Origin of the sequence: Streptomyces sp. NPDC102462 (assembly GCF_044765425.1) — a bacterium.
In the GTDB taxonomy this organism is placed as follows: Bacteria; Actinomycetota; Actinomycetes; order Streptomycetales; family Streptomycetaceae; genus Streptomyces.
Genome location: NZ_JBIWKB010000067.1, coordinates 15623 through 29777 on the forward strand (window position 1 = coordinate 15623; position 14155 = coordinate 29777).

The following is a 14155-nucleotide window of genomic DNA, read 5'->3' on the forward strand; positions in this document are numbered from 1 at the left end:
GGCCCGGATCCGGCACGCCCGGCGGCGCCGGCCGGCCGTGCTCCTGTGATCCCGGCGGGCTTTCGGACCGTCGTGTGACCGGACGCCCCGTAGAACGAAACCGGAGCGGATCCGACCGTAACGCCCGCACGGCAGGAAGACGTGACCTCGCAGATGATCGACGCACTTGTCTTGGCAGGCCTGTCAGGCCGGGTGGCGGGCCGCGCCCTGGCCGCGCTTCGCGCGTTGGCCGGTGCCTGCCGCCGGCGTCATCCTGTCCCTCAGGTCCGCCCGGCGCTGGACGTCGAGTTTGCGGTACGCGCGCGTGAGGTGCTGTTCGACGGTGCTCACCGTGATGAACAACTGGCCTGCGATCTCCCGGTTGGTGAGTCCGCGCGCGGCCAGCGTCGCGACGCGCAACTCCGCGTCGCTCAGTTCGACGGGCTGCTGCCGGGTCCGGCTGCCGCCCACCGGCTCCTCGGCGGCGGGTGTGCCGGTGTCGGGCGTGCGCGCCGCGGGCCCGGGCACACCGCACTCGCGGGCCAGTTGCCGGGCCCGGCGGGCCAGCGCACGGGCCTGTCCGGCGTCGCCGAGCCAGCGGGTCACGTCGGCCAACTCGCCCGTGGCCCGTACGAGTTCGAGCCGGTGTCCGGTCTCCCTCAGGATCTCTACGGCCTCCTTGAGGAGCGGCAGGCGGCGCGCCGGGGGGAGGGTGCGGGCGAGCACCCGCAGCGACGCCCCGCGGGTCCACCCGGCCCCGGGACCCACCAGGGCGAGCTGTTCCTCCGCGAGGGCCCGGGCGCGGCGCTCCTCGCCGAGCGCCAGGTGCGCCAGGGCTGCCTCGGTGCGCCAGGGCACGAGGGCGGGCAGGTCCAGGTCCCAGCCCGTCATGATGTCGCCGCAGGCGCGGAAGTCGTCCAGCGCGGCGTAGGGGCGTGCGGCCGCGAGGTAGTAGCAGCCGCGGGCCCACAGGTAGCGCAGGCCGTCGGGGGTCTGGAAGGCCGCCTCCGGCACCGGCACGCCGAGTTGGGCAGCGGCCTCGTCGAGCCGGCCCATGGCGGTCTTCGCGTAGACGGCGGTGGCGAGGACCGAGGCAACGGCCACGCCCCAGCCCTCGGCGGGTACGAGCGTGAGCGCCGTGCACGCGGTCTCCTCGGCGGCGCTCACATCGCCCAGCCGCACCTCTGTGCGGGCCTTGACGGACGCGAACCGGGCCTGCCACATGGGGGCGCCGCGCTCGGTGGCCTCCTTGAGGAGCGTCGCGCACCAGTAGGCCGCCTCGTCGAGGTGATCGGTGAGGACGAGGGAGTCCAGGGCGACGAGCAGCGCGGGCACGGTGTGGTCGTCGAGGCGGGCGCCTTGCAGGATCTGTTCCGCCCGCACCACGACGTCCTCCCTGGTGGGGTCGGACACCGCCTTCACCAGGGTGGCCACCCGGCCGCGCAGGCTGCGGGCGGGCGAGGCCGACCGGCGCACCGCGGCGTCGGTGTCGGCGCGGGCGGCCCGGTGCAGGCCCGGGTAGGAGTAGGCCATCCACAGCCGTACGTCGTCGAGCCGGTGCGGCAGTCCGGTACCGCCGCGGGCGGCGGCGCGCAGCACGGCGAGCGCCTCGTCGATCTGACCGAACCACAGCAGGTCGCCGGCAAGTTCGGCGGACTGCCGGGGTCCGAGGCGGCCCGCGAGCGCCGCGGTCGTCAGGTCGGGCAGGTACTGCGCGGCGGCGGCCGGGTTGACCCGCCAGGAGGCCCGGGTCAGCGCGGCCCTGATGCCGAGGCTCTGCCGCTCGTCGGTGCAGGTGTCGCGGGCGACGCGCAGACAGGACAGGGCCAGGGCGACCTCGTCGTCGGCGAGGGCGCGGTCGGCCGCCTCCAGCAGGGTGGGCAGCGCCCACTCGGCGTCGATGCGCTGCGCGAGGATCAGGTGCCGGGCGACCACGGTGGCCGCGCGGCCGTGCTCGTGCAGCACCGTGGCGACGCGGGCCTCCAGGCGTGCGCGGTGCGCGGGTTCCATGCTGCGCAGCACCGCGGTGCGACCGGCCTCGTGCCGGAACCAGCCGGAGCCGAGCAGTCCGGTCGCGCCGAGGGCGGTCAGCGCGCGGTGCGCCGACTCACGGCTGACGCCGAGGACCTCGGCCAGGTCGGCGGGCGCGGTGTGCGGGCCGAGGACGGCGAGCGCCCAGGCGATGTGCCGCAGTGTGATGTCGCTGCGGAAGAGGCACATCGCGACGGCCCGTTCGAAGGCCTCGCCCGGTATGCACTCGTCGGGCCCGCTGGCGCCGGAGGTGAGCGAGGCGCGGGAGTCCTCCAGGAGTGCCTTGGTCAGCAGGGGGTTGCCGCCCCCGATGCGGTGCAGGTGCGCGACGAGCGAGCGCGTGCGCCACCGGTCGCCGACGGCGGCGGTCACCATTTCGCCGACGCCGCACCGTGTCAGCGGGCCGAGCCGGATATTCCGGCAGCCCGGGAGACGGAGCAAGTCGACCTGGAAGCGGGTGTTCTCGGAAAATTCTATCCCGCTTTCTCCGAGGATCATGAGAATGCGACTCTTGCTCAGCCTGCGCGCCAAATAGAGCAGATATTCGAGCGAATACCGGTCCACCTGGTGGACATCATCGATGATGACCGTCAGGGGATTTTCCCTTGCCTTTTCGAGGAAAATTCCGCACAGTTCCGAGGTCGGGTTCGCGACCGCCCCGGGAAGTGTTTCCCGGGTCCGTGACACTGGCCAGGCGGAGGCGGTCCCTTCCCAGACGCGGGCCGCCCCGGCCACCTCCTCGTCAGGCAGTCCGAGCCCGAGCAGCAACTGCCCCATGACACCAAGCGGCATGTCACGCTCCGCATCTGAGGCTGTGGCCTGCAAGAACAGTGAGCCGGCGGCGCTCGCCCGGTCACCGAACGCACGCAGGAGCGCGGTCTTCCCGCTCGCCACCGCACCGCTGACCAAGAGCACGCCGCCGTGCCCGGCCATGGCGGCGTCGAGCATGCCTTCCATGATCGAGAATTCTTCGTCCCGTTCCACCAAATTCATGAGCCGACTTATCCCCCACACGCGACGGCCGCTTCTCGCGGGACGGGCGGGCCGATCGGCGGGAGCCTTTCGGACGCGACCACCCATCCCCTCAAAGATTCTTCCACACCGAGAAATAAACTACCAGCCGAATTCGCCACAAGGGCCGGTCGCACACCAATAAATTCACGCCATCCACCGGCCGAACGGACCACTCAATTCCGTGTCGTGCGTCCCTCCGGAGGTGTTTCCCGGACGGCCGGAAACAACGACCCCGCGGAATGCCGGGCGGGGTGGATCCGGCTGAACTGGCACGACTCGTCGCCGGGCGGAGCCGCGGACCGGGGCGCACGGCCCAGCCGACGCCCGCCGGGCACGGGTGTGGACCTCTGCCGGTGCGGGGGACGACTGCCGACTTTCGGTCAGCATGCGCAGGGGCGGCGCCGGGCGGGTCGTCTCACGTACCGGACGATCAGGCGTCCTCGGCGGGCGTGTACGAGCCGTGCTCGGGACGACTGGCGGGCATCGGGCGACTGGACCGGGACGGCCGTGGCCGCCTCCTCCGTCTCGCCGCGATCGGGCCGGGCCGGCGACCCCCGCTCTCATCCGAGCCTCAGACGCCCGAACTGGGGGCTTGGCGCGGTGAGCTGCCCCGAGTTTCGTGGAGTCCGATCTTGATGGTTCAGGCGGACTGCGGGGTTTGCTCCTGGCTCCGCCAGAAGGCTTGCTCGTACTCGGCGGGCGGTACGTGGTCGAATGCGGAGTGGAGGCGTTCTTCGTTGTACCAGGTGATCCACTGGAAGATCGCCCGTTCGACCTGGTCGACGTCCTTCCAGGGGCCCTGCATCTCGATGAGTTCGGCCTTGAAGGTGCCGTTCAGGGCCTCGGCCATGGCGTTGTCATACGAGTCCGCGACCGACCCGACGGACGCTGAGACACCGATGGCGGCGAGCCGGTCGGTGTACCGACGCCCGCATGGCCGGGCACCTGCTGGTGTCGGCCTGGTCGACGAGGAATGGGGGCGCCGCTACGGCCGTCCGGTCCGCCTGGGCAAGAACCCCACCCGGCCCAAGACCAGGATCCTCGCCGCCCGCGTCGACGCCTGCCGCCTGCTGGAACGCCTCCATCGGCACGAACCAGGCTACCGGCCCGGCCCGCAGGCCGAGGCCCTGCGGCAGATCGTCGTGCAGAACTACTACCGTGACGCGGCAGGCCGCCTGCGCCGGCGGACCGCCGACGACGGCGGGCAGCCGCCCTCCTCCTCGGCGATCGTCTCTCCCTACGACACCTCGGCCCGCTACGCACGGCACGGACACATCATCAGCTGGAAGGGGTTCGCCGCTCATCTGACCGAGACCTGTGCCCCCGACGGCCCCAACGTGATCACGGACGTGGCCACCACCGCGGCCACCACCCACGACAGCCAGGTCCTGCCCGGCATCCACACCCGCCTCCCACGCCGCGGACTGCTGCCCGCAGAGCACTGGTCGACACCGGCTACACCTCACTGCCCCACCTGGAACAAGCCGTCCGTGAACACCAGGTCACCGTCTCCGGGCCACTCCGGAGTAACCCCACCCGCCAACAACGCCAAAACGAGGGCTTCGCCCGGGACGACTTCCATATCGACTACGACCGTCACCAGGCCACCTGCCCCAGGGCCAGGTCAGCCAGGGCTGGCACGGCCCCTACCCGACCTCCTCACCTACCGCAGCCCCGCTGATCGTGGCCCGGTTCACCAAGAGCCAGTGCCGCCCCTGCCCGGTCCGCACCCGGTGCACCACCACCGCCGACAGCGCCCGGACCGTGGGCTTTCCCCCACGAGAACTCCGCGACCTGCAACTCCGCGTCCGCGCCGAGCAGCAGACCCCCGACTGGAAGACCCGCTACGCGGTCCGCTCCGGAGTCGAGGGCACCATCAACGAGTTCGCCCACGGACACGGCATGCGCCACTGCCGCTACCGAGGACAACCGAAAGCCCACCTGCAACACGTACTCACGGCCATCGCCGTGAACATCGAACGCCTCAACGGCCTGCCACCGGCTGAGGAAACGCCCTCACCACGGCCGCCGACCGCCTTCCACGCCTTCCTGGACCAGCACGGCATCTCCCGGTCGAAGTCCTGGCGAACGCTGGGCAGTTGACCTCGACCGCTCCAAGATCCCCGACAGAGTCAAGCTCAGTCCCACGCTTGGAAGGTAGGACAAGCTCAGCGGGGGCTGCGACCGCAGAGCGCGATAATTCGGTCCGCTGCGGACGCTGTGTCTGGTATCTCGACCGGTGGCGCCAGGATTCCGGTGCCCTGCGCCGCTTCGATCATCGGGCGAGCGATGGGGATCAGCTCCTCGGCGACGTCGTCCTCGATCGGCTGAGGGATGCCGATACCGACCGCGACATCCCACGCGTGCACGGCGAGGTCCGTAGTCATCTGCCAGCCGTAGAGGGAGGCGTCGGATTCACCGAAGGACAGGTGCACCGTGCGTTCGGTCGCTCCCTCCTCGGTCCACGCTCTTCGTGCGTTCGTCAAGGCCTCCGACCATGCGCGCACCGGATCCCGGCCCAGGACATCACCGGCGTATCGGTCGCCCACCTCGGCGAGAGTGGCGCCGCCGAGCAGGTGCGGTACCCAGAGCTGTTCGGAGACAATGTGGTTGACCACGTCGCGGACAGTCGACTCAGTGCACGGGGTCGGGTTGTCCCACTGGTCGGCCCGGACGAGACGGACCGTTCGATCGAACGCGGCCAGCGTGCGACCGTGGTTGCCCAGCAGGCTCACAGCACGTCTCCCTACCCACCTGCCGCCGCTACGGGATGGGCGTGTTCGTCTGGAGCCCGCTCGCCGGCGGCATGCTCACTGGGCGCTACCGCAAGGGCCGGCAGAGAGACACTCACCGCACCACCTACGGGTTCGCGCACATGAGCAACGAGCGACGCCTCGACGCGGTCGAAGCCCTCGTCCCGCTCGCCGACCAGGCCGGTATTTCCCTGGCCCACATGGCGATGGCCTTCGTGCTCGCCCACCCCGATGTCACATCGGCGCTGGTCGGCCCACGCACGATGGACCACCTCGACGACCTGCTCGCCGGCACCGAGGTCGTCCTCGATGACGACCTCCTCGACGCCATCGACGCCATCGTCTCCCCGGGGACCGACGTCAGTCCCCTGGCCATGGCCTACCAACCGCCCGCCATTACCACACCATCGCAGCGTCGACGCCCACGTATCGAGCGTGCCGCCGTGACGATCTGACCCGCTCCCGGGCCACTACCGACGCCTGAGCGCTGCGTCCGCGCTCCCGTCGCAACGCCCACAGCCGTTCGCCTACTGTCTCATCCCGGAAGGCCCGTCCCTGTGACCGCTACTGCCGTTCTGTCCGTCGCCCCGGTCATCGTTCCCACCTCCGATCGCGGCACCGAACTCCACGTTCGAGTCACCGCGCCCGCTGTCGGCGACGGGCTCCCGCTCATCATGTTCTCTCATGGTTTCGGCTCGAGCATGTCCGCCTACGCCCCGCTCGTCGACCACTGGGCGGCCCACGGCTTCGTCGTCGTCCAGCCCACTCACCTCGACTCGCGCACCCTCGCGATCCCACAGGACGACCCGCGGGTACCCGACATGTGGCGCCACCGCATCAACGACCTCACTGCGATCCTCGACCATCTCGACCTCTTCGAGGCTGCACTGCCCGGCCTGGCCGGGCGCTTGGACCGCGACCGAATCGCAGTCGCCGGGCACTCCTGGGGCGCCACAACTGCCAGCGCCCTGCTCGACGCCCGCATCGTCGACGCCGACGGGCGACCGGGACCGAATATGGGCGACCCTCGCGTACGCGCCGGCGTGCTACTCGCCCTCGCCGGACACGGACAGGAGGACCTCACCCCCTGGGCCGCCGAACAGCTCCCCTCCATGAACCCCGACTTCGCGCTCATGTCGACGCCCGCACTCATCGTCTACGGAGACCACGACCACTCCCCGATGACCACCCGCGAACCCGACTGGTGGAGCGACGGCTACCACCAGAGCCCTCAGGAGACTCGTCCTGCACGGCGCCGAACACTCCCTGGGGGGTGTGTCGGGATACGAGGTGACCGAGACCACCGACGAGAACCCGGAGCACGTCGCACTCGTCAATCGAGCCGCGACCGCCTTCCTGCGCCACGCTCTGGGGCTCGGCGATGCCCCGTGGAAAGACATGCTTACGACTCTTACGGACGACTCGCCGCTGGGTCGGCTCACGACGAAGTGACCGAGGGGTCACGCCTAAACCCGCTGAATCCTTGAGCGAGCCCGAATCCGACAGAAGCGTCGCGCGGCCGTCCAGCTGATCGGACGCCTGGCGGGACCCTCCTCTGCGCGATACCCGGCCGCGGGTGTGTCAATTTGGCGGCCCTGTCTCACATCCGGTGGTGACGGAGTGTGCCGCTATCCGAGGAGGATGCGGTGGCGAAGGAGGGAGAAGCCTGCTCGTCCGTGCATCTGGCGCGCGATCCGCTTGGTCTTGGTGTTGACGCCCTCGGTGGGGCCGTTGCTGTACGGAAGCGTGATCGCGGCGATCACTGCGTCCCGGTCTCGATCCAGGCCCCGGGCGAAGGAGTGCAGATGAGGCAGACCTACTGCGCGGACCTGGACGATCCAGCGTGAGAGCCCGTCGGCATTTCCTTCGCGAGGCGTCAGGAGCTGGGAGAAGTCCGCAATGTGGGCGGCCAGTTGGGTCATCTCGGGGCAGGCAGCGGTGAGCCGGACCAGAAGGTCGTGATGTTCGGTCTTGAGGTTGTCGGGCCTTGTGAGGAGCATCCGGGCGAGCCGACGCGGGGAGATGTGGCTGCGGTCGGCGTCCGCGCGTCCCTGGTTGGTGTACTTGTGCAGGAGGTTCAGGCAGCCGGTGAACCCGAACGCCGCCGCTACCCCACCGACTGGGAGTCGATGACCGTGGCGACGGCCCGGGGGTCTTTGCCCGGCTCCCGACGGATCGTTGAGGTGAGGTGGTCGCGGATCTGGTTGACGATGCCGGCGGCTGCCCAGCGGGCCATGGAGCCTCAGGCCGTGCGCCAGGGCGGGAAGTCCGCGGGCAGGGTCCGCCATGTGCAGCCGGTGTCCACGACGTAGCGGATCGCGTCCACGATCTCTGTCGTATCACTCGGTGCGCGGGACGTTCCATGCGATTCCGTGAGCGACGTCCAGCACCATCAGCGCCGACCGGGCCTCTACGGCTGATGCCGCGTCGCGCAGGTCCATCCCGGTCAGCGTTTCGATGCGGCGTAGCCGCTGGCTGATGGTGTTGGGGTGCACCATCAGCGCCTGTGCGGTCGCCTGGCGGTCCAGGCGATGCGCCAGATGCGCTCGTAGAGTCGCCACCAGGGAGGTGCCGTGCTGGTCGTCGTGCCGTATGAGGGGGCCGAGTGTGCGGTCGGCGTAACTGCGCAGGGGGGCCGGGTCGCCGAGTTGTAGGAGGAGGCCCGCCACGCCCAGCCCCTCCAAGGTGATCACGCCTGCATTGTGCTCCTGGCGGCCGGCTACGGCCAGGGCGCCTCGGGCCGTTCGGTAGGCCTCGGCGAACTTGCCGTCGGTGGGCTCGGAAACGGCGACGGTCACGGAGGAGACTCCCGCCGTCATCGAGATGGCTCTGCGCAGCGTCTCGGCGATCTGCGGCCCGTCCTCGAGACCGGTCGCGGGCACGGGCCACAGGGCCACGATCGCCTCCTGGTGCTGGCTGATCAGGGGCCGCGGGGTGATGGTGGACGCCAGCCGGTTCGCCTCGTCCGCGGCGCGCCTGAGGGTTCGGGCCGTGCTGCCCCGCCCGGTGGTGTCGATGTGGGCGACCAGCGCGCAGTGGGTGCGCGTCAGATCGTGGCCGAGCAGCCGGGCGCGGTGGAGGAGGGCCTCCGCGCGCGGGTCGGCGCCGGTGAGCAGCTCGGCCAGCAGTTCACCGCGCAGGTTCTGCTCGACCTCCAGCGCCGTGCGCTGCCGGAGCAGTTCGAGCGAGAGCACCACCGAGGCATGCTCCAGCGCCCGGCGGTCCAGTGTCGTCAGGGGTCCTCGGTGGCCGGGTAGCCAGACCCGCGCGGGCACCTCGCCGAACAGGACGACGTCGGCCACGATGTGGCCGTCCTGCTCGCGGACCAGGTCGGTGCCCGGTGCCGGCGCGGTCGCCGGCCAGCCGGCGACAGGAGGCTCGGCCGGAGGGCCGGCCGCGGCGAGCACCTCACCCCGCGCCTCCTGCAGGAGCACTGCCGTGTCGAGCAGGTCGTGGAGGGCGGCGGCGATCCCCTGTATGCCGCCCGAGCGGACAGCCACCCGAAGCAGGCGCTCGTGGATTTCCTCCGAGCGCGACACGAGGTCGTGCTGCCGGCGCAGGTCCTCGACGAGCCGGGCGGAGGTGATGGCGATCGCCGCGTGCTCGGCGAGCAGCTGCAGCCGCCCGATTTCCTCAGGACCGAATTCGTGCACCGCGGACCGGTAGCTGTTGAGCGTCCCGATCACGCCGGAGGCGGTGACCAGGGGCACCGACAGCATGGAACGGTAGTCCTGGTCGTGTGCGACGCCGCCCCAGATGAAGCCGGGCTCGTGCGAGATGTCCTTGACCGCGGCCGGACGGCCCGAACGGTAGGCCCGGCTCGACGGCGCGCCGGAAAGCGCGTCGTCCTCCAGCGGGACCGGGTGATCGGAGTTGACCCGGGCGACGTACGTGGCCGACAACCCGCTCCAGGCGGCGATCACGAGGTTGCGTTCCTCGGCGTCGGGCAGCAGGACGCCGCAGAAGTCGAGTCCCAGTAAATGCCGGGCGGTCGAAGCGACGAGGTCGAGGACCTCACGGAGCCCCCGGCCGGCGTTCACGGCCGAGGTCAGCGTGCCGATCGCGGTAAGCCAGCTGTGCAGCTCCTGTTCATCCTCCACGAGCGGTCAGTGTCGCCGATAACACTGGCCCTGTCCAACTGTGTTGGCTGTGACATATCAGTCGCCCTTGCGTATGGGTCAGACTCCGAAGACCCACCCCGTCGGATCAGTCCCAGAAAGGGCCGGAATGTCGATGATGACTTCTTCGCTGCCCAGTAACGCGAACTTCGCAGCGGGCCAGGAGCGCCCCGTGATCAACCCGGCCACCGGCAGCGTCATCCGCACCGTGGCGGACAGTTCCATCGCCGAGGTCGATGCGGCCGTCACCCGTGCCGGTGCGGCATTCCTGGACGGCCCGTGGCCCGCGATGAGCCGCACGGCGCGCGGCCGGCTGCTGCTGCGGGTCGCGGACCTGGTCGATGACGCGGCCGAGAGTCTTTACCGGCTGGAGACACAGAACAACGGCCGGCCGGTCACCGAGACGCGGGCGCAGCTGTCGAGGGTGCCGGAGTGGTTCCGGTACAACGCGGGACTGCTGGCCGCTCAGCGCGACGCCGTGCTGCCCTCGGACGGGCCCTACCTGACCTACCAGCGCCGGGCGCCCCTCGGTGTCTGCGGGATCATCACGCCGTTCAACCACCCGCTGCTGATCCTGGCCCGCAGCCTCTCCGCGGCGCTGGCCACGGGCAACACCGTGGTGGTCAAGCCGTCGGAGACCACCCCCCTGTCCACTCTGGCGTTGGTCGAACTGCTGCAGAAGGCGGGCGTCCCCGACGGTGTGGTGAATGTGGTGACCGGCGGCCGCGCGGTGGGGGAGCGGCTGACCGGGCATCCGGACATCGCCAAGATCACCCTGACCGGTGGGACCGAGGCCGGGCGCGCGGCCGCCGTCGCCACCGCGCAGCGGTTCGCGCGGGTGACCGCCGAGCTCGGAGGGAAGACACCGATCGTCGTCTTCGACGACATCGATCCTGTCGTGGCGGCCGAGGGGGCGGCGTTCGCCGCGTTCGTCGCGGCCGGTCAGTCCTGCGTGGCAGGCTCGCGCTTCCTGGTCCAGCGTGCGAGCTACGACCGTTTCGTCACGACGCTGGCCCGGCGGGCCGACGCGATCCGTATCGGCGACCCGTCCGACCCGGCCACTCAGATCGGCCCGATGGTCAGCGCAACACAGCGCGACAAAGTCCTGGCTGTGATCGAGAAGGGGCGCTCCGAAGGGGCGCGTGTCGCCGCCGGGGGCGGGGCCCCGGACCTGCCCGCGCCGCTGGACGGCGGGTTCTTCGTCCGTCCGACCGTGCTGGCCGACGCGACGATGGACATGCAGGTGGCGCGCGAGGAGATCTTCGGCCCGGTCGCTGTCGTCGTGCCGTTCGACGACGAGGCCGACGCGATCGCGAAGGCCAACGACAACCGGTTCGGGCTCGGCGCGGGCGTCTGGACGCGCGACCTGGCCCGCGGGCACCGGGTGGCGGACAGGATTCAGGCCGGAATGGTGTGGGTCAACGACCACCACCGGCTCGAACCGTCCCTGCCCTGGGGCGGCATCAAGGAATCCGGTACCGGCCGCGACGCCGGGACCGAGTCCTTCGACGACTTCACCTGGCTCAAGACCGTCGTGGTGCGCACCGCGGACGACGACGTCGACTGGTACGGCTCCGACGCCCCCCGCCGCCTCAACTGACCCGACCCCGACCACGTTCGACCTCTGGCAAAGGAGCCGACCATGTCGAATTCCGGAACCGCCATCGCGCGGCCCGGGACCTGGCGCACCGTCATCACCCGCACCCAATGGCTGGTCCTGGCCGGCACCACGATGGGCTGGGCACTGGACGGGTTCGCGGGCAGCTTGTACGCACTGATCCTCGGTCCGGCGATGACCGAACTGCTGCCGCACAGCGGCATCGTCCCCGCCGGCGAGGCCATCGGCCTCTACGGAGGCATGACCGTCGCGCTCTTCCTGTTCGGATGGGGCACCGGAGGCATCCTGTTCGGCATCCTCGCCGACTACTTCGGCCGGGTACGGGTGCTGTCCGCGGGCATCGTCACCTACGCCGTGTTCACCGCACTCGCCGCATTCGCCGACACCTGGTGGCAGTTGGGCCTGCTCCGCTTCATCGCCGGGCTCGGCTCCGGTGTCGAGGCGCCGGTCGGCGCGGCGCTGGTCGCCGAGGTGTGGCGCAACCGCTACCGGGCCCGCGCCTGCGGAGTGATGATGTCGGGCTACGCGATCGGCTTCTTCCTCGCCGCGCTGTCCTACGCGCTCATCGGCGAACACGGCTGGCGCCTGATGATGGGCATAGCCGTCCTGCCGGCACTGCTGGTGTACTTCATCCGCCGGCACGTACCGGAGCCGCCGGAGATCCGCAGCACGATCACCGCGCGTCGCGCCCGACGATCCCGCGGCCACCGCGCCGAACAGGACCGTTTCGTACTGGCCCGGTTGCTCACCCCGCCGCTGCTGCGGCCCACCCTGGTCGGCACCGCCCTCGCCACCGGCTCCCTGGTCGCGTTCTGGAGCGTGTCCACCTGGTACCCGCAAGTCATCCGGCAGACGGCCGCGGCCGCCGCGCTGTCCCCGGACGTGGCCAACTCCCGCGTGGCAACCGCCTCCATGCTGTTCAACGCCGGCGGCGTGCTCGGCTACGCGACCTGGGGTTTCCTCGCCGACGCGGTCGGGCGCCGCCGGGCGTTCCTCACCAGCTTCGCGGTCTCCGCGGCCGGCGTCGGATTCCTCTTCCCCTTCGACCACGGCTGGGCGACGTTCCTGGCCGTCATCCCCGTAGCGGGCTTCGGCCTCTACGGCGCCCTGTCCGGAATCCTCGTCTACGGACCGGAACTCTTCCCGCCTTCCGTACGCGCCACCGGGATAGCGCTCTACAACGGCATCGGCCGGTACCTGACCGCGTCAGGTCCCCTGGTCGCCGGCGTCATCGCCGCGTCCTGGTTCGGCGGCGACCTCGGCCTGGCCACCACCTGCGTCGTGGCGGTGGGCCTGCTCGGCGCCTTCGGCCTCCTCTTCGCCCCCGAAACCCGCGGCCAGGCACTGCCCACCGACCCCTCCCCCGCCGCCGGTCCGGAACCCGCACTGCGGGCCGCGGCCCAACTTGAGGAGACTTCCTGATGTCCCCGTACGCCCACGCCCGCGCCATCGTGATCGGCGGCTCCATCGGCGGGCTGACCACCGCGCTGCTGCTGCGGGACCTCGGTTTCGATGTCGACGTCTTCGAGCGCACCCCGACGCCCCTGGACGGGCGAGGCGGCGGGATCGTGCTGCAACCCGACACCGTCCGATGGTTCACGGAGCGCAGCGACCAGAACCCCGAGACCCTGTCCACCTCCACCGATCACGTGCAGTACCTCGGCCCCGACAATGAGATCATCCACCGTGAGCAGCGCCGCTGGACCTACACCTCGTGGGGAACCTTCTACCGCGCTCTGCTCGCCGACTTCGGCACCGAGCGCTACCACCTGGACGAGTTCGCCTGCGGCCTCACCCAGGACGCCGACCGCGTCAGCGTCCGGTTCGTCAGCGGACGGAGGGCGGAAGCCGAGCTGGTGGTCTTCGCCGACGGCATCACGTCCATCGGCCGCCGGCTGCTCGACCCGGAATCCTCCATGGAGTACTCCGGCTACGTCGGCTGGCGAGGCACCGTACCGGAGCGGCGGCTGCCCCCGGCGGTGCGGTCACTGCTGGGCAACGCCATCTCCTACAGCGTCGTCCCGCACTCGCACATCACGCTCTACCCGATTCCAGGTGACACCGGCACAGGCCCGCAGGACCGGCTGATGAACTACGTCTGGTACCGCAACGTGCCGACCGGCCCGGAACTGGCCGAGATGTTGATCGACAAGCGCGGCTTCACCGGCACCGTCTCCCTGCACCCCGGCCAGGTCCAGGACCGCTACGTCGATGAGATGCGCGCGACCGCCGCGCAGTTGCTGGCCCCGGCCGCCGCCGAAGTGGTCCTCGGCACCGCACAGCCCTACATACAGGTGGTCTCCGACGTCCGGTCGGCGAAGATGACAGACGGCCGGATCGCCCTGCTCGGTGACGCGGCATCCGCCGCGCGCCCCCACGCCGCCGCCGGCACGGCCAAAGCCGCCGCCGACGCATGGGCCCTGGCCGACGCACTGACCTCCTCCGAGGGCGACATCCCCGCCGCACTGCGCAAATGGGAGCCCGCGCAGCTCGAACTGGCCGCCAGACTGCTGGACCGGGTCAAGGACATGGGCGAGCGCTCCCAGTTCCACAACACCTGGACACCCGGCGACCCCAGTCTCCGCTTCGGCCTCTACGGCCCAGGCCGCTGAGCACCCGCCACCCCGCACCCGAAAGGATCC

General features: G+C 70.6%; 10 protein-coding genes and 3 pseudogenes. 6 read left to right on the forward strand and 7 right to left on the reverse strand.

All coding sequences use genetic code 11. From position 1 onward, the window contains the following. Positions 1 to 183: 183 nt before the first annotated feature. Together ACIRFL_RS36900 and ACIRFL_RS36905 are read right to left on the reverse strand one after the other, a co-directional pair. A complete protein-coding gene (locus tag ACIRFL_RS36900) occupies positions 184 to 3003 on the reverse strand; it encodes an AAA family ATPase (protein ID WP_404037865.1) in 2820 nt (939 codons plus the stop codon). A 661-nt stretch (positions 3004 to 3664) separates the two neighbouring features. Beyond that, the gene (locus tag ACIRFL_RS36905) at positions 3665 to 3874 is read right to left on the reverse strand and encodes an integrase core domain-containing protein (RefSeq protein WP_404037868.1); all 210 of its coding nucleotides are present in this window, start codon (positions 3872 to 3874) and stop codon (positions 3665 to 3667) included. Positions 3875 to 4707: 833 nt separating this feature from the next. On the opposite strand from ACIRFL_RS36905, the gene ACIRFL_RS36910 reads away from it, so the two are divergent. Continuing rightward, complete coding sequence (locus ACIRFL_RS36910; protein ID WP_404037871.1) at positions 4708 to 5127, forward strand: transposase; 420 nt, start codon at positions 4708 to 4710, stop codon at positions 5125 to 5127. A gap of 65 nt (positions 5128 to 5192) precedes the next feature. Here the strand turns inward: ACIRFL_RS36910 and ACIRFL_RS36915 are convergent, their stop codons facing one another. Next, positions 5193 to 5759: a TIGR03086 family metal-binding protein gene (locus ACIRFL_RS36915; protein ID WP_404037874.1), complete on the reverse strand. Its 567-nt coding sequence runs from the start codon at positions 5757 to 5759 to the stop codon at positions 5193 to 5195. 11 nt (positions 5760 to 5770) lie between these two features. Here ACIRFL_RS36915 and ACIRFL_RS36920 point away from each other — a divergent pair. Continuing rightward, a pseudogene (locus ACIRFL_RS36920) lies at positions 5771 to 6232 on the forward strand (aldo/keto reductase); the annotation flags it as partial. A 219-nt stretch (positions 6233 to 6451) separates the two neighbouring features. Continuing rightward, positions 6452 to 7229 (forward strand): annotated as a pseudogene (locus ACIRFL_RS36925) (alpha/beta hydrolase family protein). A 176-nt stretch (positions 7230 to 7405) separates the two neighbouring features. On the opposite strand, the pseudogene ACIRFL_RS36930 reads toward ACIRFL_RS36925, so the two are convergent. The 4 genes and pseudogenes from ACIRFL_RS36930 to ACIRFL_RS36945 form a co-directional block, all read right to left on the reverse strand. Next, a pseudogene (locus ACIRFL_RS36930) lies at positions 7406 to 7879 on the reverse strand (transposase); the annotation flags it as partial. 5 nt (positions 7880 to 7884) lie between these two features. Then, the gene (locus tag ACIRFL_RS36935) at positions 7885 to 8013 is read right to left on the reverse strand and encodes a hypothetical protein (RefSeq protein ID WP_404037947.1); all 129 of its coding nucleotides are present in this window, start codon (positions 8011 to 8013) and stop codon (positions 7885 to 7887) included. 6 nt (positions 8014 to 8019) lie between these two features. Continuing rightward, the gene (locus ACIRFL_RS36940; RefSeq protein WP_404037941.1) at positions 8020 to 8103 is read right to left on the reverse strand and encodes a transposase; all 84 of its coding nucleotides are present in this window, start codon (positions 8101 to 8103) and stop codon (positions 8020 to 8022) included. A gap of 13 nt (positions 8104 to 8116) precedes the next feature. Continuing rightward, positions 8117 to 9877: a helix-turn-helix domain-containing protein gene (locus ACIRFL_RS36945; RefSeq protein ID WP_404037877.1), complete on the reverse strand. Its 1761-nt coding sequence runs from the start codon at positions 9875 to 9877 to the stop codon at positions 8117 to 8119. A 190-nt stretch (positions 9878 to 10067) separates the two neighbouring features. Between ACIRFL_RS36945 and ACIRFL_RS36950 the strand changes: the two genes are divergently transcribed. From ACIRFL_RS36950 to ACIRFL_RS36960, 3 genes are read left to right on the forward strand one after another with little or no spacing between them, the layout of a single operon-like run. Beyond that, positions 10068 to 11495 carry an aldehyde dehydrogenase family protein gene (locus ACIRFL_RS36950; protein WP_404037879.1) on the forward strand — a complete coding sequence of 476 codons (1428 nt, stop codon included), beginning with the start codon at positions 10068 to 10070 and terminating at the stop codon, positions 11493 to 11495. A 42-nt stretch (positions 11496 to 11537) separates the two neighbouring features. Beyond that, positions 11538 to 12935 (forward strand): MFS transporter, encoded by a 1398-nt coding sequence (locus tag ACIRFL_RS36955; protein WP_404037882.1) that lies wholly within the window; start codon positions 11538 to 11540, stop codon positions 12933 to 12935. Then, positions 12935 to 14125 (forward strand): FAD-dependent monooxygenase, encoded by a 1191-nt coding sequence (locus ACIRFL_RS36960; protein WP_404037885.1) that lies wholly within the window; start codon positions 12935 to 12937, stop codon positions 14123 to 14125. The genes ACIRFL_RS36955 and ACIRFL_RS36960 overlap by 1 nt, the downstream gene beginning before the upstream one ends. The last annotated feature ends 30 nt before the right edge of the window (positions 14126 to 14155 follow it).